This window comes from Paucibacter sp. B2R-40, assembly GCF_025717555.1.
Classification (GTDB): Bacteria; Pseudomonadota; Gammaproteobacteria; order Burkholderiales; family Burkholderiaceae_C; genus Paucibacter_A.
On sequence record NZ_JAJIRP010000011.1, the window covers coordinates 76674 to 101541 of the forward strand.

Below are 24868 nucleotides of genomic sequence, written 5' to 3' on the forward strand. Positions count from 1 at the left end.
ACAGGGGTGGCCAAGATGAACCCATGCAGATCATCGACCCTCGCCTGCTGCTGATCCTGAGGCATCCGGCAGCCTTCAGCCTCAGAACGCTGCGCAGCTTCCAGCGCAACCAGGGCTTGCTGCTGGCCGGCGCGGTGGCCTATTACGCGCTGCTGTCCATCGTGCCCATGCTGATCCTGATCGTGATCGCGCTCTCGCATGTGATCAGCGAGGCCGACTTGCTGCTGACGCTGGGCCGCTACCTTGACTGGGTGGTGCCTGGCCAGGCGAGTGCCATCGTCCAGGAGTTGGCGCACTTTCTGGATCACCGCCAGGTCATTGGCTGGGTGCTGCTGCTGACCATGCTGTTCTCCAGTTCGCTCGCTTTTACGGTGTTGGAAAGTGCCATGTCCATCATCTTTTTGCACCGCGTGGTGCAGCGGCGACGACGCTGGCTGATCTCGGCGCTGATCCCCTATGCCTACATCCTGTGCTTGGGTCTGGGCCTGTTGTTGGTCACACTGATGACCGGCAGCTTGCAAGCATTGGGCGATGAACAGCTTGAGCTGCTCGGCCACGACTGGTCACTCGGCCGGCCCGCCAATGCCCTGCTCTACCTGCTCGGCTTCGTCGGCGAGGTGGCGGTGCTGACCTCCATCTATATGGTGATGCCGGTGGGCCGCCTGTCGCTCAAGCATGCCTTGTTCGGGGCCGTGGTCGCGGCCTGTTTGTGGGAAGGCTCGCGCCGCCTGCTGGTCTGGTACTTCACCACCCTGTCCCAGATCGGCCTGGTCTACGGCTCGCTGACGACCGCCATCGCCGTGCTGTTGAGCCTGGAGTTGGCCGCCACCTTGCTGCTTTTGGGCGGGCAGGTGATTGCCGAGTTCGAGCGCCTGCCCAACCAAGCCCAAAAGCTCCAGCACGTCTGAAGCAGCACGCTGTGTTCCGTAGCGCACATACAGCGCCAGCTTGGCGGCTTAGGCTGAGGCCTGCTTTCCATCCAGCTCAGGGAGTCGCCATGTACAAGACCCAGCAACACAGCATCGAGAACCGCCCGCCCATGCGCAAGACCGGGCCGGGGCTTCAGTGGATAACGGGCTCTTCAGCTGGCAATTCAGCCGATGCAGCGGCCCTTGTTCAGCGCAATGGGCGGGTCAATTGCGGCCATGCTGCTGGCGCCCGAGCGGGCCAGATCGCCCGCTCACTGGGCTTGCTGCTCGAGCAGCTGCCGGTGCGCCGCCGCCTCGTGCATGCCGGCGATCTGGTGTTTGAAGCCGGCATGCCTTTCAATCAGCTCTATGTGATCAATTCGGGCAGCGTCAAGGTCGTCAATACAGCGGCTGACGGGCGCAACCAGGTCGTCGGCCTGCTGCTGCGCGGCGACTGGCTGGGCTTTGACGGCATTGCCAAGGGCCAGTACGGCTGCACGGCACAGGCGCTGGAGGTTGGCGAAGTCTGGGCCCTGCGCTATGACGAGTTGCTGCGCGCGGCCAGCAGCCACCCGCAATTGCTGATCGAGCTGCACACCGAAATGAGTCGCGCCATCACGCGCGGGCGCGACGCCATGCTGTCGGTGTGCACGCTGCCGGTGGCGGCGCGCGTTGCGGAGTTTTTGCGTCAATGGGCCGAATCGCTGGCCGTGCGTGGTCTGCGCAATGACCAGATTATTTTGCGCATGTCGCGCGCCGAAATCGGCAACTATCTGGGCATGACCCTGGAGTCGGTCAGCCGCGCGCTCTCCAGCCTGGAGCGGGCCAAGGTGATCTGTTTCACCGAGCGGGGTCGGCGCCTGCTCCATATCCCTGACCCGCAGGCGCTGAGCGACTTCATCCAGGCCGAGGGCCAGGCAGCCGGCGCAACATTGCAGTGAAGGCAGGAGGCCACAGATGAAGGCAACACGCAGCGAGATCGACAGCTTCGGCTCGATTGAAGTTCCGGCCGATGCCCTGTGGGGCGCGCAGACCGCGCGCAGCCTGATGTTCTTCAAAATCGGTCAGGCGGGTGCTCAGCCATATGGCCAGCGCATGCCGCTGGCCGTGATCCATGCGCTGGCCTGGGTCAAATGGGCGGCCGCGCTGGTCAACCGGGATTTGGGCTTGCTGGACGCCACCGAGGCTTTGGCCATCGCGGCGGCAGCGCAGGAGGTGGCGAGCGGCGCGCATGACGCGCAGTTCCCGCTCTCCGTCTGGCAGACCGGCTCGGGCACGCAAAGCCATATGAATGTCAACGAGGTGATTGCCAATCTCGCCTCGCAAGCCTTGGGCGGCGGCTTGGGCGAGCAGCGCTCCATCCACCCGAACGACCATGTCAATCTCGGCCAGTCCTCCAATGACGTCTTCCCCAGCGCCATGCATGTGGCGGTGGCTCTGCAGGCCAAGCGGCAGCTGCTGCCGGCGCTGACCGAGCTGCAAGCGGCGCTGCTGGACAAGGCCGACGCATGGGCTACGCTGGTCAAGATTGGCCGCACCCATGGCCAGGACGCCACGCCGGTGACGCTGGGCCAGGAGTTTGCCGGCTATGCCACGCAGCTGCAGCTGTGCGAGGGCCATCTGCGTTATGCGCTGCAGGCGGTGCACCGCCTTGCGATTGGCGGCACGGCGGTCGGCACTGGGCTGAACACGCATGCCGAGTTCGGCGCTCGGGTCGCCGCCCGGCTGGCGCAGCAATTGGAGCTGCCACTCACGCAAGCCGACAACTTGTTCGCCGCCATGGCCGGTCATGAGGCCTTGGTCGGCCTGCACGCCGGGCTCAAGATGCTGGCCATCGCCTTGACCAAGATCGCCTGCGATATCCGCCTGATGGGCGGCGGCCCACGCGCCGGTCTGGGCGAGTTGATCTTGCCCGCCAATGAGCCGGGTAGCTCCATCATGCCGGGCAAGGTCAACCCCACGCAGATCGAAGCGCTGACCATGGTCTGCGCCCAGGTGATGGGCCATGACGCGGCGATCGGCTTTGCCGCCAGCCAAGGCCAGTTCGAGCTCAATGTCTACAAGCCGCTGATCATTCTGGACTGCCTGGACAGCCTGAGCCTGCTCAGCGAGGCGATGCAAAGTTTCAAGCAGCATTGCTTGCAGGGCTTGGCGGCGAATCCTGAGCGCATCGATGCATTGCTGCAATCCTCGCTGATGCTGGTGACCGCCTTGGTGCCGCATATCGGCTATGACCGCGCGGCGGCCATCGCCAAGCTGGCCCACCAAAACGGCCTGAGCCTGCGCAGCGCCGCCTTGGAACGGGGCGAAGTCAGCGCCGCCGACTTTGACAACTGGGTCGACCCGCAAGGCATGTTGGGCCCGGCAGTTTAGGTGTGCTAACGCACAGACCGGTGAGATTGACAGCGACAGGATGACCGGTGACGCAGCGCCATGAGTTGAGACATCAGACACTCAGGCCACTGCTTCATCCGTGCAAGTCCGAAAGCCTCACGCGACGACTGAGATGGCGTGCGACTCCTTGCTAAACCATGCCGGCCCTTGGACCGGTCAAACAGGATCTCTCGCCATGCAAACCCATACCAGCACGTACAAGATTCACTTCATCGCTGCCACTTGCATCGCGCTACTCGGGCCCATCCCGGCGGTGGCTGCGTCCCTGCTGGCAAGCGCGCAAAGTTTTGCCGTGCTGGGGCATGAGACCGTGACCAACGCACACAGCGCGCCCAACCCCAGCACGCGGGTCTATGGCGACCTGGGTGTCACGCCGGGTAGCTCGGTGACAGGCTTTTATCCGGACGGCGCGGTGTCCGGCGGCGCCATCCACATCAATGACGGCATTGCGCAATTGGCCTTGGCGGATACGCTGAGCGCCTATACAACGCTGGCGGGTCTACCCTCGGTGGCGAACCTGACTGGCCATGCGCTGGGCTCCTTGGGCTATCAAAGCTTGACGCCGGGCGTCTATCACTTCGACAGCTCGGCGCAGCTGACCGGCAACTTGGTGCTGGACTTCACCGGCAACCCGAATGGCACTTTTGTGTTCCAGATCGGCAGCAGCTTGACCGCGGCCAGCGACTCCTCGTTGCAAGTCCTCAATGGCAATTCGAACAGCGGCGTGTACTGGCAGGTCGGCAGCTCCGCCACGCTGGGCTTAGACAGCCAGTTTGCCGGCAACATCTTGGCCCTCGCCAGCGTCAGCCTGGATCCACGGGCGCAGATTCTGTGCGGGCGCGCTTTCGCCATCACCGGCGCGGTGACGCTGACCGACAACCTGATCTCCAGCAACTGCAGCGCTGAAGCTTTCGGCCATCAGCGCTTTGACTTCGGCAGCCAAGGCTTTAGCGGCGAACTGGCCACCGCAGTGCCGGAACCGAGCGCGCTCCTGCTCTTGACCTTGGGCGCAGCGGGGCTTGCAGCGTTCAGATTTAACAAGACCGGGCGCTGAAGCTTGAGCACCGCTGCGCTGCGCAATGATGCGTTCAGCGCGGCGGAATTTAGGGCCAGTTTGATGCAGGTACGAGATGAGCACCGCTGGCCTAAGGCTCTATTTGAGCGCCAGCAAGCCGCGACTATTGATAGCCTATCCCCATCACATAGTTGCGCAGCAGCTCCTCTTCCTGATTGCCCGCCAATAGCAGCGCACGCAGGCCGTCGCGCACATTGACAACCCCGAGCGGCTTGTTGTCGGCATCGACCAGCAAGATGTGGATCAGGCCCAGCTTGTGCATGATGGCCACCACATCGGACAACTGGTCCTGCAGTCCGCAGGATCTGATTTCCCTCGACATCACCGCATCAGCCCGCGTCGTGAAGAAGTCGGCCTGGCCCAAGCCGAGCTGCTTGACCAACATCGTTTCGGTAATGATGCCCAGCACGGCGCCGGCTTCGCTGCACACCACCACGACACTGATCTGCGCGCTGGACAAGAGTGCGGCCACATCTACCAGATGAGCGCCAGCGGGCACCGTCAGCAGGCGTGAGCGGGCAATCGTCTGGATGGTGCTGACCAGCGGTGCTGGCACGCTGCGAGGCGCTTCCTTGTGGGTATCGGTGTCAGTCATGACGAATCCTTTCAAACTGAATGCTGAGTGAATGCTGAGTGCGGGCTTAGGTCCGTGCGTTGTTTCACTTGCCTCATACGTTCCACCCCGCCCGGCGCTGTCTTTTTGTTCAGCGTACAGACCCTGTTTGGCTTGGCGCAGGCGTGAAACTTCCTTCGCTCCAGCGCCTTTTGAACTAGAGCAGCTCTTCAACCGTCAACCTGCGGTAATGCACCGCCAAGGTCGCATCACAGCTGCGTGCGATGGCGGCGGCGGCCGCCGCGCGCTCGACGCTGCTGACCTTGACCAAGAGCCATCGATAGCCCTCTTTGCTCAGCTTGATGTAGCGGCGCAGCAAGGTGATTTCATAGCCAAAGCCGGCCATGGCGCCGGCGTTCTCGGCCATGGCTTCAAGCTGCTCCAGCGTCTCGCTGGGCGCGAAATGCAGCACTTCCGAGCTGGGCCAGGCCTCACCATTCGGCGCGCCTTGCAGGGCCGCAACCAGCTGGTTGGCGAGCGCTTGCGCTGGCAGACCGACCATCAGCCAACCGACGGGTTTGAAGGCACCGAAACTGGTCGGCACTTGGGGGACGGCGGTGATATCACTCATGACGCAGACCCTCTGAGGCAGATGAAGCAGCGCAGGTCTGCGTCGGCAGCGGCAAGGCGCACTTGCAATCGGCATTGGTGATGAAGTGCATGGGGGGCTCCGATCAGGTGCTTGGGGATGGATTGCTTTTTTCCTCGGACCAGCCGGGGCTCGCAGTCACAGCTTGCGCGCCGAGGCAACTGCGGTCTGTTCGCTGCACCACAGACGCCGGCCGGCGGCGCCTCTATAAAGCATGAACAAAGGCAGCCAGCCCCCCCATCCACTACGCATTTGGCGCGAGGAATTCCATGCAGCATTCATTCCGATTGACTACCCTGTGTCTCGTCGCCTTGACGCTCAGCGCCTGCGACAAGGCACCTCCCAACCCCATTTGGCCGCCCGAGCCAAAGGTCAGGCCTGTGACTGGCGAATTGGCTGCGCAGGTGGCCAGCGCGCCGCAGACCTCGGTACCCTCGGTACCTTCGGCCGCAACCGTACTCGCCACGCCCGCCACCGCCACCAAAGTCGACCCGACTGCGGGCCGCTCCAACAGCGCGATGAGCCGGGCGCAAGAATCCTCGGCGATGCCCATGCCGGGCCAAAACAATGATCACTCGGCCCCGCTGACTCCGACCAAGCCTGCCAGCGGCCCTGGGCGCGGCTAAGTTCTGCTTTCACCTCAGACGGCACCGGCAAAGTCAGGAGATCCTCAATGGCTGCGACCCATAGACACCCTCACCCCAATACCGACGTCCCCGCCGAGTTCGAACCCGGCGCGCTGCCGGTGGAACCCGACGAAGGGCTGATACCCAGTCAAATCCCGCACGACCCCGAGCACGAGTGGGCGGTCGATCCCGAAGCATGAGGCGGGCCGCCTTGAAGTCACAAGGCGAGTCGGGCCGCGGCCTCAGAGCTCGTCACTTTGGGCGCGGCTGTGTGGTCCGCTGGTCCGGCTGGCTCAACTGACCCACGCGCAAGTCTTTGACGGCCTGCACCACGGCGCGGGCGACATTGCGGGCCTCCTCCTGCACCGCCTTGTCCAGGTCGAGCGCGTCATGGCTGTTGTAGTAAGGCTCGTAATAGCCGATATAGCGGTCGAGTTTGGACGCCGCGCCAGCGTCTATCAAGCCCATCCACTCCAGCCAGTCGCAAAGGTTGCGCCGGTGAACTTCCACGCCGGCCACATCGCCGTGCACGATCACGCCGTAGGCACGGCCGGCCAGATGCTTGGGATAGTCCCAGCCTTGCTGTTCAATCCGCTTGGCCTCGTCCACATGCTTGCCATGCGTGCTCGTTGGATCGGGGTTGCCGCCATCGGCCGAGACCATGCGGTCCATCATCAGCTTGAGCGGGCTCGGCGACTGGTACCAATAGGTCGGCGCCAGGATGATCACCGCATGGGCGGCCACCCAGCGCTCATAGATTTCGGCCATCCAATCATCGGTCTGGCCCAAGGCATGGTTGGGGTAGCAGCTGCAGGGCCAATGGCACAGCGGCATGGCGCTCGACACGCAGCCCTTGCAGGGGTGAATGGTGCGGCCGTATTCCGAGGTGACCAGACTCAGGTCGAGCACGTCGGCATGCAGGCCTGCCTGCTCGATCACTTCTTGCGCCATGCCGGTCAGCCGCCAGGTCTTGGAGATCTCGCCCGGACAAGTGCCGTCATTGCGCGCACTGCCGCAGACCAGCAGGACCCGCGAGGGATTTTTGCTGTCACTCCAACGCTTTTGCGCAGCCTTCAAGCGCTGCTGGGTGTTCAGCCACTGCACCGACACCTGGTAGCTGGGGTCGGCAAAACCGCGCCCGGCCGGCTGAGTGATGGGCGCTTTGCGACCTTCTTGCATGGCCACCCAGGCGATCGCTTCCAGCCTGTCGATGGCCGCGTATTCGCCGTCGAATGCGGGGTCGTAGAAGCGAGCCTTGAAACGCTCGCTGAACTGCGCACGCGTCAGCGGCAAGGGCGCTTGTCCGGTTCTGATCTTCGTCATAGGAGCTCCGGTGCTTTTGCTTCAACCCGCTCGTGGGGCGTCAATTTGAATGGCTTTGCTGGCCACATAGCGCTTGTAGTCACCCAGCGGTATGGCGGCCGAGCCGTGCGAATCAGCATCGGTCCAGCTGATGGTCACATCCAGCGCGGACTCTTCGACCTCGCAAGCGCCTTTGCGTATCGTGATATTGGCGCCGTCGCCTTCGCGGTATTCGACGGTTCCGGTGATGTGGGCTGGCTGGCTCATAGTGGCTCCAATGGCTGATGTTGACGCTGCACCTTGAGGTCCAGCTGCGGCCATCGTGCGAGCCCGCGAGCATGGCGTCCGTGCGCTGGCGCACATCTGCGGCGACTCGCCTAACTCTGTGCGCAAACGCACAGTGCCCACACAGCCCTTCATTTAACTTGCTGGCAGAGCGTCGCTTCTCTCATTGCGGCGCTCGTATCAATCCGCCAATGAGACACCGAACTGGAGCAGCACATGAACTACGAAGAACGCGACACCTACGGCATTTACCGCACAAATAATGGGTCAGGCACCGGCCTCGACGGCCAGTCCGTCGGCGGCTTCGACCCCGAAATTCATCAAGGCCCTGGCCCACGCCTGATGGGCGCAAACACCTTGATCGGCAATGACGTCTGCAACCAGGAGGGCGTGGATCTGGGCGACATCAAGGAAATCATGCTGGACGTCAGCAGCGGCCGCATCAGCTACGCGGTGCTGTCTTTCGGTGGCTTTCTGAGCCTGGGCGAGAAGCTGTTTGCCGTGCCTTGGAGCGCCCTCAAGCTCGACACCGTGAACAAGCGCTTCACGCTCAACATCGACAAGAACCGGCTGGAAGGCGCGCCTGGCTTTGACAAGGACAAGTGGCCGAATATGGCCGATTCCGAATGGGCGCTGGGCATCCATGCTTTCTATGGCACCCATCCCCACGGCGACACCTTGATGAACTGAAGCGGCGCCCAAGCGACCATGCCAAGCGAAGCCGCACCCGGATTCAACGCCCGCCTGTGGCATCGCTTTGTCGCCATCGCCCGGCCCTACTGGCGCAGCGAGCAGCGCTGGCGGGCCATCGGTCTGCTGGCGCTGCTGATTCTGCTGCTGCTCGGGCAAACCGCCTTCAATGTCTTGTTCAACCATGAGACGGGCGAATTCACCTCGGCACTGGCGGCGCGCGACGCCGAGCGCTTTTGGAGCGCGATCGGCCGCTATACCGCCATTCTGGTGGGTGCGGTGCCGATTTACGCGCTCTACTTTTATGTGCGTGACACCCTGGGCCTGCGCTGGCGGCGCTGGTTAACCGATCATTTTTTGGCCCGCTATTTCGAGCAGCGCGCCTATTACCGGCTGACCGCGGCTTCCGGCATCGACAACCCGGATCAGCGCATCGCCGAGGACATCAACGCCTTCACCCAGCAGTCGCTGTATTTCTCGATGATCATGATCGGCTCGCTGATGCAGCTGATCGCCTTCGCCGGCGTGCTGTGGTCGATCTCGCAGGGCTTGGTCTACTTCCTGATCGGCTACGCGCTGTTCAGCACCTTGTTCACCGGCTCGGTGTTCGGGCGCCGGCTGATCGCCCTGAACTTTCGCCAGCTGCAGCGCGAGGCTGACTTTCGCTACAACCTGGTGCGCGTGCGCGAGCATGCCGAGGCGATCGCCTTTCACGACGGCGAGGCGCGCGAAATGTCGGCGCTGCAACGCGTCTTCGAGGCGCTCTACGGCAACTACCTCAAGGTGCTGCGCTGGCAGTTCAAGCTCAATCTGTTTCAGTACGCGCACAGCTTCTTGATCGCCGTGCTGCCCATCGTGATCATCGCCGGCGAAGTCTTGGCAGGCGAGCTGGAGGTCGGGCGCGCGATCCAGGCGGCCGGCGCCTTTGTCGCGATCCTGAGCGCGCTGACCGTCATCGTTGACCATTTCGAAGGCCTGAGCCGCTTCTCCGCCGGGGTTGATCGCTTGCACGCTTTCGCGGCCGCGCTGGACAGCCAAGGCGAGCAATTGCAGCGCAGGCCTGACGACGGCGTGCTGCAAATCACCACCGAGGCGTCCATGAACTTGAGCGTGGCGCAGCTGACCGTGCTGACGCCGAATCGCGAACAGCTGCTGATTCAAGGCTTGAGTCTTTGCGTCAAACCGGGCGAGGGTTTGTTGATTGCTGGCGCCAGCGGTTCAGGCAAAAGCTCGCTCTTGCGCGTCATCGCCGGCCTGTGGACGACCGGCTCAGGGGTCGTGCAGCGCCCGGCCGGACCTGACATCTTGTTCCTGCCGCAGCAGCCCTATTTGCCGCTGGGCAATTTGCGCGATCAGCTGACCTACCCGCTGACCGAACGCATGATCTCCGACCAGGAATTGCTGCGCTGGCTGGAGCGCGTCAATCTGCCTTTGCTGGCCGATCGCTTTGGCGGCTTGGGCGCCGAAGCGGACTGGGCCCGCGTGCTCTCGGTCGGCGAGCAGCAGCGCCTGGCCTTTGCGCGCGCACTGTTGGCCAAGCCGCGCTACTTGCTGCTGGATGAATCCACCAGCGCGCTCGACGCCGCCAACGAGGCCAAGCTCTACGAGCAACTGGCCGGGCTGGCGATCACCCCGATCAGCGTCAGCCATCACGCCAGCCTGCTGCGCCACCACACACAGGTCCTGGCCTTGCCGGGCGACGGTACTTGGGTCTTGCATGCAACGCAAGGCTATGTCTGGCAATAGTTGCGAGGAAATTGAGCGCTGTGTTCGCTAACGCACTGAACCCTTCGCTGCCCCGCCCTAATCTCCACACCCATCCACTCGCAAACCCAAATTCCAAGGAACCCCCATGAAAAACACTGTGCTGATCGCCTCGCTGCTGCTGACCCTGGGCCTGACGGCCTGCGAAAAGCCGACGACCGTCGTCAATGTGCCGCCTCCAGCCGAGCCCGTTGCTGGCCCGGCCGGCCCAAGCGGAGCGACCGGCATGACAGGACCACAAGGCGCCAGCGGTGCCACTGGGACACAAGGCGGCACGGCCGTGATTGTGGTCACGCCTCCAGCCTCCGCGGTGCAGAACTGATCCCCTCCCTCAACATTCAAGGAGAACACCATGAGCTTAGGCACGATACTTTTGATCGTTTTGATTCTGATGCTGATTGGCGTCTTCCCAGCATGGCCACATAGCCGCGGCTGGGGTTATGGGCCAACCGGCGGCCTGGGTCTCGTGGTGGTGATCATCTTGGTCTTGCTGCTGCTGGGCCGCATCTAGGTCTTGCCATGCGCGCACAGGGCGAAGGCAGATGGCTTGGTTCGAGATGGCTTGTTAGCCCAGGCCTGAGTCTGAGCTTAATCCTTGCCCTGAGCGCCTGTGGTGACCTGGCCACGCAGCCTTTGGCGGCCGGCAGCGGCCCGCGGCCGAACTTGCCCCCGCCGGTGAGCAGCAACTTGCCCACCGTCCATATTGCACCCGCCATTGGGTGGCCCAAGGGGGTTGCGCCTGTCGCAGCCCTGGGCCTGCAAGTACAAGCCTTTGCCCGTGGGCTCGAGCACCCACGGACTTTGCTGGTACTGCCCAATGGCGATGTGCTGGTGGCCGAGAGCAATGCGCCGGCCAAGCCGGCACAGGACGCAGGTCTGGGCGCCTGGGTGAAAGGGCTGGTGATGGGCCTGATGATGCAACGCGCCGGCGCGGGCGTGCCCAGCGCCGACCGCATCACGCTGCTGCGCGATAGTGACGGTGACGGCGTCGCCGATGTGCAAGCGCCGCTGCTGGAGAACCTGCACTCTCCCTTCGGCATGGCCTTGATCGGCAGCGATTTGTATGTGGCCAACACGGACGCCCTGCTCCGCTTCGCCTACATACCCGGCAGCACCCGCATCAGCGGCGGCGCCGTCAAGGTGATGGACTTGCCTGGCGGCCCTATCAACCACCATTGGACCAAGAACATCATCGCCAGCCCCGATGGCCAGCATCTCTACATCACGGTGGGCTCCAACAGCAATGTCGGCGAGCGCGGGCTGGCCGCCGAGGCGGGCCGGGCCGCCATCTGGGAGTTGGACCTCAACACCGGCGCCAGCCGCATCTTCGCCAGCGGCTTGCGCAACCCCAACGGCATGGCCTGGGCCTTCGATGGCACGGGCGAAGCGCATCTGTGGACCGTGGTCAACGAGCGCGATGAGCTCGGCAGCGACTTGGTGCCCGACTACCTCACGTCGGTACAAGACGGTGCCTTCTATGGCTGGCCCTTCAGCTACTTTGGCCAGCATGTGGACGCTCGCGTGCAGCCGCCTGCGCCAGAGCAAGTGGCCCGCGCCGTGGTGCCCGACTTCGCGCTGGGCGCGCATACCGCATCGCTGGGCCTGGCCTCATCCAAGGGCAACAGCCTGTCGGCGCTCTATGCCGAGGGCATGTTCATCGGCCAGCATGGCTCCTGGAATCGGCGCCCGCACAGCGGCTACAAGGTGGTGTTCGTGCCCTTTGCCCAGGGTCAGGCAATTGATGGCCCGGTGCTGGATGTCTTGACCGGATTCCTCAACGCCGACGGTGAGGCTCTTGGCCGCCCGGTCGGCGTGGCGCTGGACCGCAGCGGCGCACTGCTGGTGGCCGATGACGTCGGCAATGTGATCTGGCGCGTCAGCGCACGCCCTTGAAGCCGGCAAGGTCTGCCATGCGGCGCGGGACATGTCTTTGCCTGATGCTGCTGAGTCTGCTCGGTGTGCTGGGACTGACTTGCTGCGCCGGGCTGCCTACGCTCACGCCCGAACTCTCGCGTCGCGCCCGGCCGCCCCCCGCTGTGGACGGACCCGGCGGGCCCTTGTCGGCGATCCAGGCCAAGGCGGTCTTGCAGCGTCTGAGCCAGCAAGGCGAACAGACACAAGAAACAGGTATTTTCGAGCGCCATCTGGCCTTGGAAGAAGCCATCAACGGCAGACCCTTGAGCGCCGGCAATGCGGTAGAGCTGCTGCAGGACGGGCCAGCTACTTACCGCGCGATGTATGCGGCCATCCTGGCGGCGCAGGATCACATCAATATGGAAACCTATATCCTCGACGACGATGAGGTCGGCCAGCGTTTCGCGCAGGCCTTGATCGCCAAGCAGGCCGAGGGCGTGCAGGTCAATTTGCTGCGCGACAGCGCCGGCACCATGGCCACGCCGAGCGCCTTTTTCGAGCGCCTGAGCGCGGCGGGCGTGCAAGTGCTCGAGTTCAACCCGCTCAACCCGGTCCAGGCCTTGAGCGGCAGCGGCGACTGGGAACTCAACCAGCGCGATCACCGCAAGCTGCTGGTGGTGGACGGGCGCATTGCCTTTCTGGGCGGCATCAATATCAGCAGCGTCTATTCGGGCGGCTCCTTCAAGTCGGGCTCGCGGGCGGCCAAAAAAGCTAACGCCAAAACCGGACTGGCCTGGCGCGACACCGATCTGCAATTGCAAGGTCCGGTGGTGGCCGATCTGCAGCGGCTCTTCATGGCCAGCTGGGGGGCGCAAAATGGTCCGGCGTTGGCTGACAGGAAATACTTCCCGCCGCTGCCGGCGATGGGCCGGGCAGTGGTTCGCGCGATCGGCAGCTCGCCGGATGAGCCCTTCAGCCTGATCTACGCCACGCTGCTGTCAGCGATTGCCAGCGCCGAAACCAGCGTGCACCTGAGCAATGCCTATTTCGTACCCGACCCGCAATTGCTGAAGGCGCTGGCCGATGCAGCGCAGCGCGGTGTTGACGTCAAACTCATCCTGCCCGGCCAAACCGATTCCTGGCTGGTGCTGCAGGCCGGCCACGCCAGCTACGCGCCGCTGCTGCGAGCGGGGGTCAAGATCTTCGAGCGCCAGGGTGCCATCATGCATGCCAAAACCGCGTCGATAGACGGCGTCTGGTCCACTGTTGGCTCCACCAATCTCGACTGGCGCAGCTTCTTGCACAACCAGGAGTTGAACGCAGTAGTGCTGGGAGCGGACTTTGGCGGGCAGATGCACCAGCAATTCGAGCGAGACTTGCAAGCCTCGACCCAGATCAGCTGGGCGACGTGGCGAGACCGGCCTTGGTCGGCCAGGCTGCAAGAGTGGTTTGCCAATGTTTGGGCTTATTGGTTGTGAGGCCCGCGCGCGGGAGCGTCAGCAGTGGCTGGACCGGCAGTGGCAGTCGCAGGCGAAGGCGGTGCTTGCGTCATGGCCCCAAAAGCGGCCAGGCAAGCCTCCAGCGTAGCGCCACCGAGCGCCTTGGACAAGAGCTGTTGCGCCAGACCCGCCAGCAAGGCTGGCTTGAGCAAGCGCCAAGGCCGCGCCCACACCAGCAGCCCGCCCAGCGCCGCTGCGCCACAAACAAGCGCGAACGGATGACGCCGAGCCAGGGGCGACAAGCTGGCCTTGACAGCCGCCCCTAGCGGCTGCTGTTGCCACCAAGTTTTGCTCAACTCAAAAAGCAAGGCGGCCCCAGGCAAGGACTTCAAGCCGGCAAGATAGCCCCCGATGGCACCGACCGCAGGCCGCTCGCGCAAACTATTGCGCAAACTCTCCCGCGACGAAGCCAAGCGCGCCAGTGCCGTCGAAGGCGGCTTCACAGGGCAGCGCCCGCAGCCGCTGTCGCGCCCACCAACATGGCTCGGTCGGTCGCCAACTGGTGGCGCAGATTCGCAAAAAAGACGCCATCGCTGCTGCGCGATGCCGCAGCGGCGCGCCAGCAGTACAACGCCAAGACCAGCGGCAGCAATGGCACGCACAAGAGCAGCCAAGCGCTGTGGATCTGCGCCGCTGGCGTGACCGCCCACAGCAGCAGCGCCACACCCGCCAAACCAACACCCAGGGCGACGCTACACATCACCACCGCATGCAGCACAAAACGCCGACGCAGCGCCTGCTTGGCCTGCCCGAATTCATCACCGAACAAGTCGGCATAGGCCTGCGCATGCTCGGCCAGCGCTTGCGGCTGCGTGGAAAACAAATGAAGCAGCGCGTGCAGCATGAGGGCGGGCCTTCAATCAGTGTCGACGCTACTCAGCCGCGCGAGCGGTTCAGCAGGCCGACCAAGGCCATCAGCGCGGCGCCGGTGGCCGCAGCCATCAACACCGACTTGACCGGCTCGGCGCGGATGTAGTGCGTGGTGTTGGTACCTGCGCGCATCGCTTGGTCGCGCAGCCGCATCGACTGGTCCCGCAAGGCATCGACCGTGTTGTGGGCGAAGTTGCTGGCCCGGTCGCTGGCCTGATGCAAGATTGGCGAAGCTTGATCGCGCAATTCCTGCACGCCGCCGGCCAAGCCGTCGAGCGCTTCTTGTGCCAACACCTGAGTCGCATGCAAGGCTTGCTCGGCCGCGCTGCCGGCGTGATCCAGGCTGTTATTGGAGAGGGGTGAAGTCTTGTTGCTTCCGAACATGATGATTCCTTTGTGTAATGAAATGGGTGATTTGAATAAGGCGTTAGTTCTTGGCAATCAAGCCGAACAAGAAGCTGGCAACCGCCAACACCGCAAACACCACAAACAAGATCTTGGCGATGCCCACGGCACTGGCCGCGATGCCGCCGAAACCAAACAAGGCGGCGATCAGAGCGATCACGAAAAAGACGACGGCGTAATGCAGCATGGTGAACTCCTGTCGAGCCGCTTGGTGGGCTGAGTGATTGAGGTATCGCAGCCTTTGGGCTGCGGCATGCCCCCAGTGTCTGCCCGGCTGCGCTCGCAGGCGATAGGCGAACTGGCTGAAGCGGGGTCGGACAATTCGGCGCCGGTTTGTAGGACGATCACCATCGCCGGCGAACAATGCCGGCGAGAGCGATCCTTATGCGACGCTGCCGTCGGCAGGCAGCAAGAGCTGGATCAAGGTGCCCTGCCCTTTTTCAGACACCACCGTCAAGCGCCCCCCCTCGGCCTCGACACGCACGCGCATGCCCAGCAGGCCATAGGTCGAGCGCGGTGTGTCCTCGGCATCAAAACCGACCCCGTCGTCCCGCACCGACACCGTCACCCAGCCAGCCTCCTGCTTCATGCCGACCCATATTTGGCTCGCCTGGGCATACTTTGAAACATTCGTGATGGCCTCTTGCATCACCCGGTAGACGACGATTTCGGTGCCGCTGGCGAGTGCAACCGGTTGCAAATCGCAATGCGCTTGCAGACCCTTGGCTTCGGCGAACTCGCGCACCAGGATCTCCACAGTGGGCAGCAGGCCCAGATTGCTCAGCGTCGACGGCCGCAGATCTTCGATGATGGTGCGCCCCAGCGCGATGCTGGCGTTGAGCGTGCCGACCAAATGCGCCAAGCGCTCCAAGGCCTCGGCAACGCCCGGCGCGGCGGGCGCGGCCGCCGCAGTTTGACTCAGGCGCGACTTGATGCGGGCCGCGTCGAGCTTGGCCGAGGTCAGCAAGGCGCCCAACTCATCATGCAGATTGCGCGCCAGCCGGCCACGCTCATCTTCGCGGGCGGTCAGCAAATGCTGCGTCAACTCGGTCAACATCAAAGTGCTGATGCCGGCCTCGTCTTGCAACTGATCTCTATCGTCTCGCAGCGTGCGACTGGAATCCTGCAGCTGTTGTTTCAGGATAAGGCTCTGGCGCACATACAAAAATAAGGCCAGCAAGCAGGCGGCGCAGAGCCCGGCCAGCCCGATCCGGTTGATCACCAGCGTTCTCGCCAGCGACGCTTGCTCCGCGGCCATGCGCTCGGTCTCAAGCCGCAGCAGTGCTGTGATATTGAGGCGGAACGCGTCCATATGGGACTTGCCGAAACCGCTCTTGACCAGTTGCCGAGCCTGCTCGCCTTGGCCCGCATCGGTCAACAGGAGGCCGCGCGCAAGCATGGCTTGCTTGGCATCCAAATGCAGCTGGGTGTCCGCCAGCAGCGCGGTGAAGGCGGGATCGCGGCCCAGTGCCAGTCCAAGTTCCTGCATGCCCTCCTTGCACACCGCCACACCATTCTCGTAGGGCTCTAGATAGACCTTGTCTGCGGTCAGCAAATAGTTACGCTGGCTCGTTTCAGCGTCCAGCAGTCCAACCAGCATCGTGCGGGTGATCAATTGGATCTTCCCCATCAGCGCCAATTCCTCCAAGCTGGATGTGGCCCGCAAAAAGGAGTTTTCGCTAAGAAAGATGACGGCCACCGTCGCTGCGCAGGCCAATGGGATGATGAACGGACTGCGCCGAGCAACGGTGAGTAGATTCATAAGCAGCCTTGGCCTGAATTCGTGGGATCATGGCCCACAGGAGCGCTAGCGCACACATGATTCGTATTGCCATTGTTGATGACCACGCCATCGTCCGAGCCGGCTTGCGCCAGTTTTTCGCCGATCAGATCGACTTCCAAGTGGTGGCCGAAGCCGCCACCGGCCGCGAGGCGATGGAGATCGTGCGCAAGGGCGAGATCGATGTGATCTTGCTGGATATTTCCATGCCCGACCAAAGCGGCATCGATGCGCTGGCCGCAATCAAGGCCCGCGCACCCGACTTGCCGGTGTTGATCCTGAGCGGCTTCCCCGAGGCGCATTACGCCACCACCTTGCTGCGCCAAGGCGCCAGCGCTTATCTGAACAAGGACTGCGACCCGGAAGAAATCAATCGCGCCATCCGCACCGTGGTGCGCGGGCGCAAATACATCAGCGCCGGCGTGGCCGAACAGTTGGCCAACGGGCTGAGCAACGGCGGCGACCGCCCCGCGCATGAAAGCCTGTCGGAGCGCGAACTGCAGGTCTTCTTGCGCCTGGCCAAGGGCGAGACGATTGGCCATATGGCCGACAGCATGTCGCTCAGCGTCAAGACAGTCAGCACCTATCGCACCCGGGTGATGGAAAAAATGAATCTGGCCTCCAACAGCGACCTGACCTATTACGCCTTGAAAAACGGCTTGATTCAATGATTTGACGGCGCCGCCGTCGGCGCATTGCAGGCCCATCAATGCGGGGCGGGCCATCTCAATCCAAGCCAGCGCAGCCGGTATCACCCGCCGCCAGGCGGCAGCAGTAGTCCAGCAAATCATCAATTTCGTTGGACTTGTCGAAGACCCGCGCCGCGCCCAGTTCCAAGCATTTGCGGCGCATCTCAAGGGTTGCATAGTTGCTTAAGACCACCAAGGTGTGGTGGCCGGGCATGGCTCCCGCCGCATTCAGCACGCCGATGCCAGAGCCCTGTTTCAAAAATATATCGACGATGGCCAAGTCAAAGCTATGCAGGTTTTGGTTCATCCACTGCAGCGCAGAGCTTTCATCTTCGGCCGTGCCGACGACTTCAATCGGGCCGAGTTCTTCCAGGGTTGCGATCAAATTTTCGCGGATGACTGGGCTGTCTTCGACGATATAGGTCTTGAGCTTAGACCTCAAGCGCGCGAGTTCAGGGGGGGCAGGAGCCGAGCATTCAGCATTCATTTGGAGTGACGACGGGTTCGGCAAGGCCCGAACATATCCCGCTGAGCTTGGGGTCATGTGTGGATGCTCCGAGTGTGACAGCAAATGCACCAATGCCCCAGGTTGGACTTGCCCGGCTGTGTGTAGGACGAGCCCTACAAGGCCGGCCCATAAGCCCGACGTAGGACAGCAACTACGTGCGCCCAAGCGCCTGTCCGCTTCAAGCGCGAGCGACGCACTTGCACACTCCTGTTGCCGTTCGAATTTCGCCTCAGACCGAAATTCAGCGCGGAGCAAAACTCACTTCAGGAGACATCGATGAGTCCAACACTGAAACTTCTGGCCGCTGCAGCAGGCCTGGCCTTGGCGGCCCAAGCCAGCGCCCAGATCACCTTTTACGAGCATGACAACTTCGGTGGCCGCTCCTTCAAGACGCAGAACAAGGTCAGCAATCTGCAGCGCTACGGTTTCAATGACCTGGCCTCCTCGGCCGTGGTCAGCAGCGATCGCTGGGAGATTTGCGATCAGCAAAACTTCGGCGGGCGCTGTGTCATCTTGCGGCGCGGCAACTACCTGTCCTTGTCCGCCATGGGCTTGAATGACCGCATCTCATCGGCGCGCGCTGTACCGGCCAATCAGCAGTACGAGGAGCAGCGCTATGCGCCAGCGCCGGTGTCGGTCTATGACTCACGGCGGCGCAATGACGAACGCCTGTACGAGGCCGAGGTCACCTCCGTGCGTGCGGTAATGGGGAAGCCCCAGCAGCGCTGCTGGGTCGAGCAGCAACAAGTGTCGCAGGCTAGCAATGCCAATGTGCCCGGCGCGTTGGTGGGCGGATTGCTCGGCGGCGTACTGGGCCACCAGGTCGGCGGTGGCCGCGGGCGTGACTTGGCCACCGTGGGCGGCGTCGTGGCCGGCGCGGCGATCGGCTCGCAAGTGAACGGCAATTCGCCCTCGACACGTGCGCAAGATGTGCAGCGCTGCAGCTCGGACGACGGCAATGGCCAGCCCGAGTATTGGGACGTGGGCTACCAATTCCGCGGCCAGGCCCACCATGTGCAGATGAACTCAGCGCCGGGCAGAACTGTCATCGTCAACCGGCAAGGTGAACCGCGTACTTGAGGCGCTTGCGGCCAGTTTGCTGCCGCTGAAGCTGCCGTCAATCGTAGGACATTGACTACCCCAACAAGCGATGTAGTCCGCTTGGCTCGCCGCCTCGGCAACTGGACACTGATTGCTCGCTAACCCCCTTCTCAAGAGGTTTCCAATGAGTTTCATTCTGTTCTCGCTGACCGCGCTGGCGTTTGTATCTTCATGCGGATTGGCCCTCTTGAGTTGGTTCGCTGCAGATCAAGTGCAGGCAGAGATGGGGCGTCAGGCGCTGCACGGCTTGCGGACTTTGGACGAATAAACGCCAAGGCCGATGGCACCCAAGTTCTTAGTTTTTTTCAACCACCAAGGAACATCATGAACAATCAATTCAAGCTCAAGGCCACACTCGTTTTAGCTGCCCTGTTTTGCTTGCCTGCCGCCCAGGCTGCCCTGACATCCAAAGATGACTTGAAGGCCAGCAAGACCCGCATCGCTGCGGACTACAAGACCGAGAAGGCAGCTTGCTCGGCCATGAGCGGCAACGCCAAAGATGTGTGCGTCGAAGAAGCCAAAGCACACGAAAAGGTTGCACTGGCTGAAGCCGAGTTGGCCCACACCGGCAGCACCAGCGACAGCAACAAGGTGATCGTTGCCAAGGCGGAATCGGCCTATGCCGTCGCCAAAGAGAAATGCGATGACAAGTCCGGCAATGACAAGGACGTCTGCGTCAAAGAAGCCAAGGCGATCGAAACCAAGGCCTTGGCCGACGTCAAGCTGAGCAAGAAGATCGATACCGCCGTCAAGGACGATGTGCAGAGCAAGCGCGACGCCGACTACAAGGTCAGCGTCGAGAAATGCGACGCGCTGTCCGGCGACGCCAAGACCAGCTGCGTCGCCAGCGCTAAAGCCACCTTCGGCAAGGGCTGATGACCTAGCCGGGGCAGCAACCAGCCGCCCTGGCCGAATTGATATCTTGACCCACGCCTGCATTCTTGCGGGCGTGCCTCTTTGCGCCCCCCCAAGCCGGGGTGCGGCTTGCGGCTTGCCTTCACGCCTCGAAAGGATGGACTCGACATGATTGCTTTTCAAGTCAGCGATATGAGTTGCGCGCGTTGCGCCGGTGCCGTCACCAAGGCACTCAAGGAGGCCGATCATGCCGCCTTGGTGCGGGTGGATATGGCCACCTTCACGGTCGAGATCGAGCCCAGCCACGCCACGGCGCGGCAACTGAGCGACGCGATCAAGCGGGCCGGCTATTCGCCGGTGGCCGCATGAAGACCTTTGCGGTGTCCAAGGTCAGGCTTGATGCCGGCGGGCGCATCACCGCCGTGCTCTGGGGGCCGGTGGATACGGCCAAGAACACCTGGGCAGCGCCCGAGGTCGAGGCACCGGTCAGCGCGGCCGTCAAGGCAATCCGTACCGGCGCGCCGGTGTTTGCGCTGTTTCCATCGACTCATGGACATGTGCCCGACCGGCAGTTCGTCGTGGCAGACTATGACGGCGGCCGCGCCACCATCGTGATGGACGGCCCGGCCACCCATGAACGCGAAGTCCACGATATGGACCGGCTCGCTTGAGGAGGGATTCCATGAACACCTTGACCAAGCTGGCACTCGGTTTGATGGGGCAGCTCAAACCCTTGCCGCCCATCGGAGATACCGCCGCTCTGCTGAACTTGCCGCCACCGACGCTCACCGGCGGCATGCCTTTGATTGCGGCCCTGTCGAGCCGGCAGTCGCGGCGCGAGTTTTCACCTAACGCCCTGCCCACGCAGCAGCTGTCCGATCTGCTGTGGGCGGCGGCCGGCATCAACCGGCACGAGCTCGGTGGGCGCACCGTGCCCAGTGCGATGAACTCGCAAGAGGTGTTGCTCTATGTGGCGATGCCTCAAGGTCTGTTCCTTTACGAGCCCTTGGGCCACCAATTGCGTTTGATGGTGGCCAGTGATGTGCGCCGCGTCACCGGTCAGCAGGACTTTGTCGACAGCGCGCCACTGGATCTGGTGTTCGTGGCCGATCACGCGCGCATGGGCCTGGTGCCGGCTGCCCAGCGGGAGGCCTATGCCTATGCCATGGCCGGTGCGATGGCACAAAACGTCTATCTTTTTTGCGCCTCGGAGGGCTTGGCGACGGTGATTCGCGCCTGGTTCGACCGCCCTGCGCTGTCCCAAGCCATGGGTCTGCAGGCCGACCATCAATTGCTGCTGTCGCAGACGGTGGGTGCGATGAAGGCCGAGCAAGCGGCCTGAACCCTGTTCGCGCATGCTCAGCCACCTCAGCCCACGAGCGGGACAAGCGTCATCCGCCGCAGATCTGATCAATGTAGATCAGCTCATTGCCACCTACTACGCCGAGCGACCTGATCCGACCATCGCCGCGCAGCGGGTGCAGTTCGGCACCTCGGGCCATCGCGGCTCGGCTTTCGATCTGGCCTTCAATGAATGGCATGTGCTGGCCATCACGCAGGCGATCTGCGATCGGCGCAGGCAGCTCGGCATCACCGGGCCGCTCTTCTTGGGGCTGGACACCCATGCGCTGTCGGCGCCGGCCTGCGCCACTGCGCTTGAAGTGCTGGCCGCCAATGGCGTCGATGTGATGCTGGCACCCGCCAATGAGCCCACCCCCACGCCGGCGGTCTCGCACGCCATCGTCACCTACAACTCGGGCCGGCAACTCAGCCGGGGCAAGGGATGCGCCGATGGCATCCTGCTCACGCCCTCGCACAACCCGCCGCGTGATGGCGGCTTCAAGTACAACCCACCCCATGGCGGCCCGGCCGGCGACGCCATCACCGCCCCCATCTCCGCACTCGCTAACGCCTATCTTGAACGCCACCTGGCGGGTGCGCGGCGCATGCCTCACGCCGCGGCACTGAGGGCGACAACGACCCATAGCCACAACTACAGCGCTCACTATGTCGCCGAGCTCGACCAGGTGATCGACATGGCGGCGATACGCGCGGCCAAGCTGCGCATCGCGGTCGACCCGATGGGCGGCGCCGGACTGCATTACTGGACCCGCATTGCGGAGCGCTGGCAGTTGGACCTGACGGTGACGAATCAGCAAGTTGACCCCAGGTTTGCCTTCATGCCGCTGGATTGGGACGGGCAGATCCGCATGGACCCGTCTTCGGCCTACGCGATGCAGAAGCTGATTGCTGTCAAAGACCAATTCGACATCGCCTTCGCCTGTGACACCGACCACGACCGCCACGGCATCGTCACCTCCGCACAGGGCTTGTTGGCGCCGAATCATTACCTTTGCGTGGCCATCGACTACTTGTTTCGCCACCGCCCCCTGTGGCCCGCAAAGGCCGGCATCGGCAAGACCGTGGTCAGCACGCAGCAGATTGAGCGCGTCGCCAAGCGTCTGGGGCGGCCCATTTTTGAAGTGCCGGTGGGCTTCAAATGGTTTGCCGCCGGCCTGCTGGACGGCAGCCTGGGCTTTGCCGGCGAAGAGAGCGCGGGCGCCAGCTTTGCCCGGCGCGATGGCACAGTCTGGACCACCGACAAGGACGGCATCACGGCCGCTTTGCTGGCGGCCGAGATCACGGCCGTGACCGGCCGCGACCCTGGTCTGCTCTACCAGGCACTGGCCGAGAAACTCGGCCGCCCCCTGGCCCAAATGCTTGCAGCTCCGGCCAACCCGGCGCAAAAGATCGGCTTGGCAGCGCTGTCTGAGCAGGCGCCACAAGCCTTGGCAGCGGCCGAGTTGGCTGGCGAAAAAATTGGCGCCATCCTCACCCGTGCGGCCTGCAACGGCGCCCCCATCGGTGGCATCAAGGTCAGCACGGCCAGCGGCTGGTTCGCCGCAAGACCGTCCGGCACCGAAGCCATCTACAAGATTTACGCCGAGAGCTTTCGCGATCAAGCGCATCTACAGGCGCTGTTGCGAGAAGCTCAAACCCTGGTCGACGCGGCGATCGCACAGCCCTAAAGCTGCGGGTTTTGCGCGCCGGCTTAGGCGGCGATCAAGCGCCTGCGACCACACCAAACATCACCCCGGCAGCTGCGGTGACCGCCATGGCGACAGCACCCCAGAACGCAACCCGCCAAGTGCCGCTCCAAATCGGCGCCCCGCCCGCCTGGGCCGAGACAGCACCCAAGCCCGCCAGAAAAACCAGCGAAGAGGCCGACACCCAGACAATCAACGACGCCGACGAGGCCGTGGCGACGACGGCGATCGGCAGAGCCGCACCGACCGCAAAGCTACCCGCCGAGGCCAGCGCGGCTTGGGTCGGACGCGCGGCAGTCGTCTCGGACAGCCCCAACTCGTCGCGAGCATGCGCGCCCAGCGCGTCTCGGGCCGTCAACTGCTTGGCAACCTGTTCGGCCAAGTCCTTGTCCAGACCACGGCCCACATAAATGCCCGTCAATTCGCGCAGCTCAGCGGCGGGGTCTTGCTGCAGCTCGGCGCGCTCGCGCGCCAGATCAGCATGCTCGGTGTCTTGCTGCGAATGAACGGAGACGAATTCGCCCGCCGCCATCGACATCGCGCCGGCGATCAGCCCCGACACACTGGTCAGCAAAATCAAGCGAGGCTCGGCGCCGGCTGCGGCCACGCCGAGCACCAGACTGGCGGTCGAGACGATGCCGTCATTGGCGCCAAGCACGGCGGCGCGCAGCCAGCCAATGCGCTCGCTGCGGTGATTTTCAGTATGACGGCGCATCGCTCGGTCTCCGTAAATATAAGTAGTTAGGACATTGCCGGGACTATTCGTGCCGCAACGCTTCGATAGGATCCATGCGCGCTGCACGGCGCGCCGGAAAGTAACCAAACACCACGCCGATGGCGGCCGAGAACAGCAGCGAGAGCAGATTGATGGCGGGATCAAAGGTATAGGGCACGCCCATCACGCCCGACAGCACATAGGACGCCGCCGTGGCAATGATGACGCCGATCAGCCCGCCCAGCGCCGACAGCACCACCGCCTCGATCAGGAACTGCAGCAGCACCTCGCTTTCCAGCGCGCCCACGGCCAGGCGCAGGCCAATCTCGCGCGTGCGTTCGGTGACGCTGACCAGCATGATGTTCATGATGCCAATGCCGCCCACCAGAAGGCTGACCGCTGCCACCGCGCCGAGCAAGCTGGTCAGCACGCCCATGGTGCTGGACAGGGTCTCGGCGAGTTGCTGGGTGTCGAAGATATTGAAGTTGTCGTCGTCGCTGTCGGCCAGGTGGCGCCGCTCGCGCAGCAACTGGCGCAAGCTGGCTTTGAGCGGCGCGCTGTCGCTGCCGTCTTGCATGGACACCAGCAAGACGCCAACCTTGCGGCTGCCGGTGACGCGGCGCTGCAGCGTGTGCAGCGGCAAGAGCACGGTGTCGTCCTGGTCACCCATGCCGCCTTGGCCCTTGGGGACCAGGATGCCGACGACCTCGCAGGAAAAATTCTTCACCCGCAGCTGCTGACCCAGCCCTGTTTGGCCGACCGTGGCGCCCCAGAGTTCGCGCCGCACCGTCTCGCCGATGATGCACACGGCCGCGCCCGACAACTGCTCATCGGCCGCAAACAGCCGCCCGCTGGCGAGCTCCCAATTGCCGGTCTCGAACCAGGCATTGCTGCTGCCGACCACCGTGGTGGCCCAGTTGCGCCCATTCGCCACCACGGTGGCGCTGGAGCGGCCTTGCGGCGCGACGGCCGCCACGCCGCCGATTTGTGCGGCGATCGCCTCGCCATCGGCTTCGACGAACTGCGGCACGCCACCGCCGCCGCCACCGCCGCCAATGCGCTGGCCCGGGCTGACCATCAGCAAATTGGTGCCCAGGCTGGTGATCTTCTGCTCGATCGCCTGGGTGGCGCCATTGCCCAGGGTCACCATGGTGATGACGGCGCTGACGCCGATGACGATGCCCAGCACGGTCAGAAACGAGCGCAGCACATTGCGCCGCACCGAGCGCAAAGCGAGCATGAAGACGCTGAAGAGCATCTCAGCCTCCGCCGGGCCGCCGCAGGGCGGCTGAGCGCCCG

32 protein-coding genes are annotated in these 24868 nt (G+C 63.5%); 20 read left to right on the forward strand and 12 right to left on the reverse strand.

Annotation, left to right across the window (positions count from 1 at the left end):
- The first annotated feature begins 23 nt into the window (after nt 1-23).
- The 4 genes from LNV09_RS20280 (at nt 24) to LNV09_RS20295 (ending at nt 4356) form a co-directional block, all read left to right on the forward strand.
- Entirely contained in the window at nt 24-908 is an 885-nt protein-coding gene (locus LNV09_RS20280; protein ID WP_263558893.1) for a YihY/virulence factor BrkB family protein, read from the forward strand.
- An 89-nt stretch (nt 909-997) separates the two neighbouring features.
- On the forward strand, nt 998-1849 hold the full coding sequence (locus tag LNV09_RS20285) for a Crp/Fnr family transcriptional regulator (RefSeq protein ID WP_263558894.1): 852 nt from the start codon (nt 998-1000) through the stop codon (nt 1847-1849).
- Between the two features lie 16 nt (nt 1850-1865).
- Entirely contained in the window at nt 1866-3281 is a 1416-nt protein-coding gene (gene fumC / locus LNV09_RS20290) for a class II fumarate hydratase (RefSeq protein ID WP_263558895.1), read from the forward strand.
- A gap of 196 nt (nt 3282-3477) precedes the next feature.
- Entirely contained in the window at nt 3478-4356 is an 879-nt protein-coding gene (locus tag LNV09_RS20295) for an ice-binding family protein (protein WP_263558896.1), read from the forward strand.
- Nucleotides 4357-4480: 124 nt separating this feature from the next.
- Here LNV09_RS20295 and LNV09_RS20300 read toward each other — a convergent pair whose 3' ends face one another.
- Both LNV09_RS20300 and LNV09_RS20305 read right to left on the reverse strand, forming a co-directional pair.
- On the reverse strand, nt 4481-4972 hold the full coding sequence (locus tag LNV09_RS20300) for a CBS domain-containing protein (RefSeq protein ID WP_263558897.1): 492 nt from the start codon (nt 4970-4972) through the stop codon (nt 4481-4483).
- A 175-nt stretch (nt 4973-5147) separates the two neighbouring features.
- Nucleotides 5148-5561 carry a hypothetical protein gene (locus LNV09_RS20305; RefSeq protein WP_263558898.1) on the reverse strand — a complete coding sequence of 138 codons (414 nt, stop codon included), beginning with the start codon at nt 5559-5561 and terminating at the stop codon, nt 5148-5150.
- A gap of 287 nt (nt 5562-5848) precedes the next feature.
- On the opposite strand from LNV09_RS20305, the gene LNV09_RS20310 reads away from it, so the two are divergent.
- Together LNV09_RS20310 and LNV09_RS20315 are read left to right on the forward strand one after the other, a co-directional pair.
- A complete protein-coding gene (locus tag LNV09_RS20310) occupies nt 5849-6205 on the forward strand; it encodes a hypothetical protein (protein WP_263558899.1) in 357 nt (118 codons plus the stop codon).
- Nucleotides 6206-6252: 47 nt separating this feature from the next.
- On the forward strand, nt 6253-6405 hold the full coding sequence (locus LNV09_RS20315) for a hypothetical protein (RefSeq protein ID WP_263558900.1): 153 nt from the start codon (nt 6253-6255) through the stop codon (nt 6403-6405).
- A 52-nt stretch (nt 6406-6457) separates the two neighbouring features.
- On the opposite strand, the gene LNV09_RS20320 is transcribed toward LNV09_RS20315, so the two are convergent.
- On the reverse strand, nt 6458-7528 hold the full coding sequence (locus tag LNV09_RS20320; RefSeq protein WP_263558901.1) for a flavodoxin family protein: 1071 nt from the start codon (nt 7526-7528) through the stop codon (nt 6458-6460).
- 21 nt (nt 7529-7549) lie between these two features.
- Complete coding sequence (locus LNV09_RS20325; RefSeq protein ID WP_263558902.1) at nt 7550-7774, reverse strand: hypothetical protein; 225 nt, start codon at nt 7772-7774, stop codon at nt 7550-7552.
- 234 nt (nt 7775-8008) lie between these two features.
- Here LNV09_RS20325 and LNV09_RS20330 point away from each other — a divergent pair, with 234 nt between their 5' ends.
- The 6 genes from LNV09_RS20330 (at nt 8009) to LNV09_RS20355 (ending at nt 13578) form a co-directional block, all read left to right on the forward strand.
- Complete coding sequence (locus LNV09_RS20330; RefSeq protein WP_263558903.1) at nt 8009-8482, forward strand: PRC-barrel domain-containing protein; 474 nt, start codon at nt 8009-8011, stop codon at nt 8480-8482.
- An 18-nt stretch (nt 8483-8500) separates the two neighbouring features.
- Nucleotides 8501-10228: an ABC transporter ATP-binding protein/permease gene (locus LNV09_RS20335; protein ID WP_263558904.1), complete on the forward strand. Its 1728-nt coding sequence runs from the start codon at nt 8501-8503 to the stop codon at nt 10226-10228.
- Between the two features lie 106 nt (nt 10229-10334).
- Nucleotides 10335-10568, forward strand: a complete 234-nt coding sequence (locus LNV09_RS20340; RefSeq protein ID WP_263558905.1) for a YajG family lipoprotein — start codon at nt 10335-10337, stop codon at nt 10566-10568.
- Between the two features lie 30 nt (nt 10569-10598).
- On the forward strand, nt 10599-10757 hold the full coding sequence (locus LNV09_RS20345) for a DUF3309 family protein (protein WP_263558906.1): 159 nt from the start codon (nt 10599-10601) through the stop codon (nt 10755-10757).
- 164 nt (nt 10758-10921) lie between these two features.
- Nucleotides 10922-12139: a PQQ-dependent sugar dehydrogenase gene (locus tag LNV09_RS20350; protein WP_411969328.1), complete on the forward strand. Its 1218-nt coding sequence runs from the start codon at nt 10922-10924 to the stop codon at nt 12137-12139.
- Nucleotides 12140-12156: 17 nt separating this feature from the next.
- The gene (locus tag LNV09_RS20355) at nt 12157-13578 is read left to right on the forward strand and encodes a phospholipase D-like domain-containing protein (protein WP_263558908.1); all 1422 of its coding nucleotides are present in this window, start codon (nt 12157-12159) and stop codon (nt 13576-13578) included.
- Here the strand turns inward: LNV09_RS20355 and LNV09_RS20360 are convergent.
- From LNV09_RS20360 to LNV09_RS20380, 5 genes are all read right to left on the reverse strand, one after another.
- Nucleotides 13566-14042, reverse strand: a complete 477-nt coding sequence (locus LNV09_RS20360) for a hypothetical protein (RefSeq protein ID WP_263558909.1) — start codon at nt 14040-14042, stop codon at nt 13566-13568. The genes LNV09_RS20355 and LNV09_RS20360 overlap by 13 nt on opposite strands.
- Entirely contained in the window at nt 14039-14443 is a 405-nt protein-coding gene (locus tag LNV09_RS20365) for a hypothetical protein (RefSeq protein WP_263558910.1), read from the reverse strand. Before LNV09_RS20365 ends, LNV09_RS20360 begins: the two co-directional genes overlap by 4 nt.
- A gap of 32 nt (nt 14444-14475) precedes the next feature.
- The gene (locus tag LNV09_RS20370) at nt 14476-14853 is read right to left on the reverse strand and encodes a hypothetical protein (RefSeq protein ID WP_263558911.1); all 378 of its coding nucleotides are present in this window, start codon (nt 14851-14853) and stop codon (nt 14476-14478) included.
- Nucleotides 14854-14896: 43 nt separating this feature from the next.
- Nucleotides 14897-15061, reverse strand: a complete 165-nt coding sequence (locus LNV09_RS20375) for a DUF1328 domain-containing protein (protein WP_263558912.1) — start codon at nt 15059-15061, stop codon at nt 14897-14899.
- 195 nt (nt 15062-15256) lie between these two features.
- Nucleotides 15257-16636 carry a CHASE3 domain-containing protein gene (locus LNV09_RS20380; protein ID WP_263558913.1) on the reverse strand — a complete coding sequence of 460 codons (1380 nt, stop codon included), beginning with the start codon at nt 16634-16636 and terminating at the stop codon, nt 15257-15259.
- 56 nt (nt 16637-16692) lie between these two features.
- On the opposite strand from LNV09_RS20380, the gene LNV09_RS20385 reads away from it, so the two are divergent.
- Nucleotides 16693-17325 (forward strand): response regulator, encoded by a 633-nt coding sequence (locus LNV09_RS20385; protein WP_263558914.1) that lies wholly within the window; start codon nt 16693-16695, stop codon nt 17323-17325.
- Nucleotides 17326-17380: 55 nt separating this feature from the next.
- Here the strand turns inward: LNV09_RS20385 and LNV09_RS20390 are convergent, their stop codons facing one another.
- Nucleotides 17381-17785 carry a response regulator transcription factor gene (locus LNV09_RS20390; protein WP_263558915.1) on the reverse strand — a complete coding sequence of 135 codons (405 nt, stop codon included), beginning with the start codon at nt 17783-17785 and terminating at the stop codon, nt 17381-17383.
- Nucleotides 17786-18127: 342 nt separating this feature from the next.
- On the opposite strand from LNV09_RS20390, the gene LNV09_RS20395 reads away from it, so the two are divergent.
- From LNV09_RS20395 to pgm, 7 genes are all read left to right on the forward strand, one after another.
- Nucleotides 18128-18931: a beta/gamma crystallin-related protein gene (locus tag LNV09_RS20395; RefSeq protein WP_263558916.1), complete on the forward strand. Its 804-nt coding sequence runs from the start codon at nt 18128-18130 to the stop codon at nt 18929-18931.
- Nucleotides 18932-19076: 145 nt separating this feature from the next.
- Nucleotides 19077-19220 carry a hypothetical protein gene (locus LNV09_RS20400; protein ID WP_263558917.1) on the forward strand — a complete coding sequence of 48 codons (144 nt, stop codon included), beginning with the start codon at nt 19077-19079 and terminating at the stop codon, nt 19218-19220.
- A gap of 56 nt (nt 19221-19276) precedes the next feature.
- Entirely contained in the window at nt 19277-19828 is a 552-nt protein-coding gene (locus LNV09_RS20405; RefSeq protein ID WP_263558918.1) for a hypothetical protein, read from the forward strand.
- A 147-nt stretch (nt 19829-19975) separates the two neighbouring features.
- Nucleotides 19976-20176 carry a heavy-metal-associated domain-containing protein gene (locus LNV09_RS20410; protein WP_263558919.1) on the forward strand — a complete coding sequence of 67 codons (201 nt, stop codon included), beginning with the start codon at nt 19976-19978 and terminating at the stop codon, nt 20174-20176.
- On the forward strand, nt 20173-20478 hold the full coding sequence (locus LNV09_RS20415; protein WP_263558920.1) for a hypothetical protein: 306 nt from the start codon (nt 20173-20175) through the stop codon (nt 20476-20478). The genes LNV09_RS20410 and LNV09_RS20415 overlap by 4 nt, the downstream gene beginning before the upstream one ends.
- Nucleotides 20479-20489: 11 nt before the next feature.
- A complete protein-coding gene (locus tag LNV09_RS20420) occupies nt 20490-21149 on the forward strand; it encodes a SagB/ThcOx family dehydrogenase (RefSeq protein ID WP_263558921.1) in 660 nt (219 codons plus the stop codon).
- Between the two features lie 13 nt (nt 21150-21162).
- Nucleotides 21163-22836 carry a phosphoglucomutase (alpha-D-glucose-1,6-bisphosphate-dependent) gene (pgm, locus tag LNV09_RS20425; RefSeq protein ID WP_263558922.1) on the forward strand — a complete coding sequence of 558 codons (1674 nt, stop codon included), beginning with the start codon at nt 21163-21165 and terminating at the stop codon, nt 22834-22836.
- Between the two features lie 34 nt (nt 22837-22870).
- On the opposite strand, the gene LNV09_RS20430 is transcribed toward pgm, so the two are convergent.
- Together LNV09_RS20430 and LNV09_RS20435 are read right to left on the reverse strand one after the other, a co-directional pair.
- Complete coding sequence (locus LNV09_RS20430) at nt 22871-23569, reverse strand: VIT1/CCC1 transporter family protein (protein ID WP_263558923.1); 699 nt, start codon at nt 23567-23569, stop codon at nt 22871-22873.
- A gap of 43 nt (nt 23570-23612) precedes the next feature.
- Nucleotides 23613-24827, reverse strand: a complete 1215-nt coding sequence (locus LNV09_RS20435) for an ABC transporter permease (protein ID WP_263558924.1) — start codon at nt 24825-24827, stop codon at nt 23613-23615.
- Between the last annotated feature and the right edge of the window lie 41 nt (nt 24828-24868).

Coding starts and splice junctions, on each gene's coding strand:
- LNV09_RS20280 (WP_263558893.1), top strand. CDS start 24: ATGCAGATCATCGACCCTCGCCTGCTGCTGATCCTGAGGCATCCGGCA.
- LNV09_RS20285 (WP_263558894.1), top strand. CDS start 998: ATGTACAAGACCCAGCAACACAGCATCGAGAACCGCCCGCCCATGCGC.
- fumC (WP_263558895.1), top strand. CDS start 1,866: ATGAAGGCAACACGCAGCGAGATCGACAGCTTCGGCTCGATTGAAGTT.
- LNV09_RS20295 (WP_263558896.1), top strand. CDS start 3,478: ATGCAAACCCATACCAGCACGTACAAGATTCACTTCATCGCTGCCACT.
- LNV09_RS20300 (WP_263558897.1), bottom strand. CDS start 4,972: ATGACTGACACCGATACCCACAAGGAAGCGCCTCGCAGCGTGCCAGCA.
- LNV09_RS20305 (WP_263558898.1), bottom strand. CDS start 5,561: ATGAGTGATATCACCGCCGTCCCCCAAGTGCCGACCAGTTTCGGTGCC.
- LNV09_RS20310 (WP_263558899.1), top strand. CDS start 5,849: ATGCAGCATTCATTCCGATTGACTACCCTGTGTCTCGTCGCCTTGACG.
- LNV09_RS20315 (WP_263558900.1), top strand. CDS start 6,253: ATGGCTGCGACCCATAGACACCCTCACCCCAATACCGACGTCCCCGCC.
- LNV09_RS20320 (WP_263558901.1), bottom strand. CDS start 7,528: ATGACGAAGATCAGAACCGGACAAGCGCCCTTGCCGCTGACGCGTGCG.
- LNV09_RS20325 (WP_263558902.1), bottom strand. CDS start 7,774: ATGAGCCAGCCAGCCCACATCACCGGAACCGTCGAATACCGCGAAGGC.
- LNV09_RS20330 (WP_263558903.1), top strand. CDS start 8,009: ATGAACTACGAAGAACGCGACACCTACGGCATTTACCGCACAAATAAT.
- LNV09_RS20335 (WP_263558904.1), top strand. CDS start 8,501: ATGCCAAGCGAAGCCGCACCCGGATTCAACGCCCGCCTGTGGCATCGC.
- LNV09_RS20340 (WP_263558905.1), top strand. CDS start 10,335: ATGAAAAACACTGTGCTGATCGCCTCGCTGCTGCTGACCCTGGGCCTG.
- LNV09_RS20345 (WP_263558906.1), top strand. CDS start 10,599: ATGAGCTTAGGCACGATACTTTTGATCGTTTTGATTCTGATGCTGATT.
- LNV09_RS20355 (WP_263558908.1), top strand. CDS start 12,157: ATGCGGCGCGGGACATGTCTTTGCCTGATGCTGCTGAGTCTGCTCGGT.
- LNV09_RS20365 (WP_263558910.1), bottom strand. CDS start 14,443: ATGCTGCACGCGCTGCTTCATTTGTTTTCCACGCAGCCGCAAGCGCTG.
- LNV09_RS20370 (WP_263558911.1), bottom strand. CDS start 14,853: ATGTTCGGAAGCAACAAGACTTCACCCCTCTCCAATAACAGCCTGGAT.
- LNV09_RS20375 (WP_263558912.1), bottom strand. CDS start 15,061: ATGCTGCATTACGCCGTCGTCTTTTTCGTGATCGCTCTGATCGCCGCC.
- LNV09_RS20380 (WP_263558913.1), bottom strand. CDS start 16,636: ATGAATCTACTCACCGTTGCTCGGCGCAGTCCGTTCATCATCCCATTG.
- LNV09_RS20385 (WP_263558914.1), top strand. CDS start 16,693: ATGATTCGTATTGCCATTGTTGATGACCACGCCATCGTCCGAGCCGGC.
- LNV09_RS20395 (WP_263558916.1), top strand. CDS start 18,128: ATGAGTCCAACACTGAAACTTCTGGCCGCTGCAGCAGGCCTGGCCTTG.
- LNV09_RS20400 (WP_263558917.1), top strand. CDS start 19,077: ATGAGTTTCATTCTGTTCTCGCTGACCGCGCTGGCGTTTGTATCTTCA.
- LNV09_RS20405 (WP_263558918.1), top strand. CDS start 19,277: ATGAACAATCAATTCAAGCTCAAGGCCACACTCGTTTTAGCTGCCCTG.
- LNV09_RS20410 (WP_263558919.1), top strand. CDS start 19,976: ATGATTGCTTTTCAAGTCAGCGATATGAGTTGCGCGCGTTGCGCCGGT.
- LNV09_RS20415 (WP_263558920.1), top strand. CDS start 20,173: ATGAAGACCTTTGCGGTGTCCAAGGTCAGGCTTGATGCCGGCGGGCGC.
- LNV09_RS20420 (WP_263558921.1), top strand. CDS start 20,490: ATGAACACCTTGACCAAGCTGGCACTCGGTTTGATGGGGCAGCTCAAA.
- pgm (WP_263558922.1), top strand. CDS start 21,163: ATGCTCAGCCACCTCAGCCCACGAGCGGGACAAGCGTCATCCGCCGCA.
- LNV09_RS20430 (WP_263558923.1), bottom strand. CDS start 23,569: ATGCGCCGTCATACTGAAAATCACCGCAGCGAGCGCATTGGCTGGCTG.
- LNV09_RS20435 (WP_263558924.1), bottom strand. CDS start 24,827: ATGCTCTTCAGCGTCTTCATGCTCGCTTTGCGCTCGGTGCGGCGCAAT.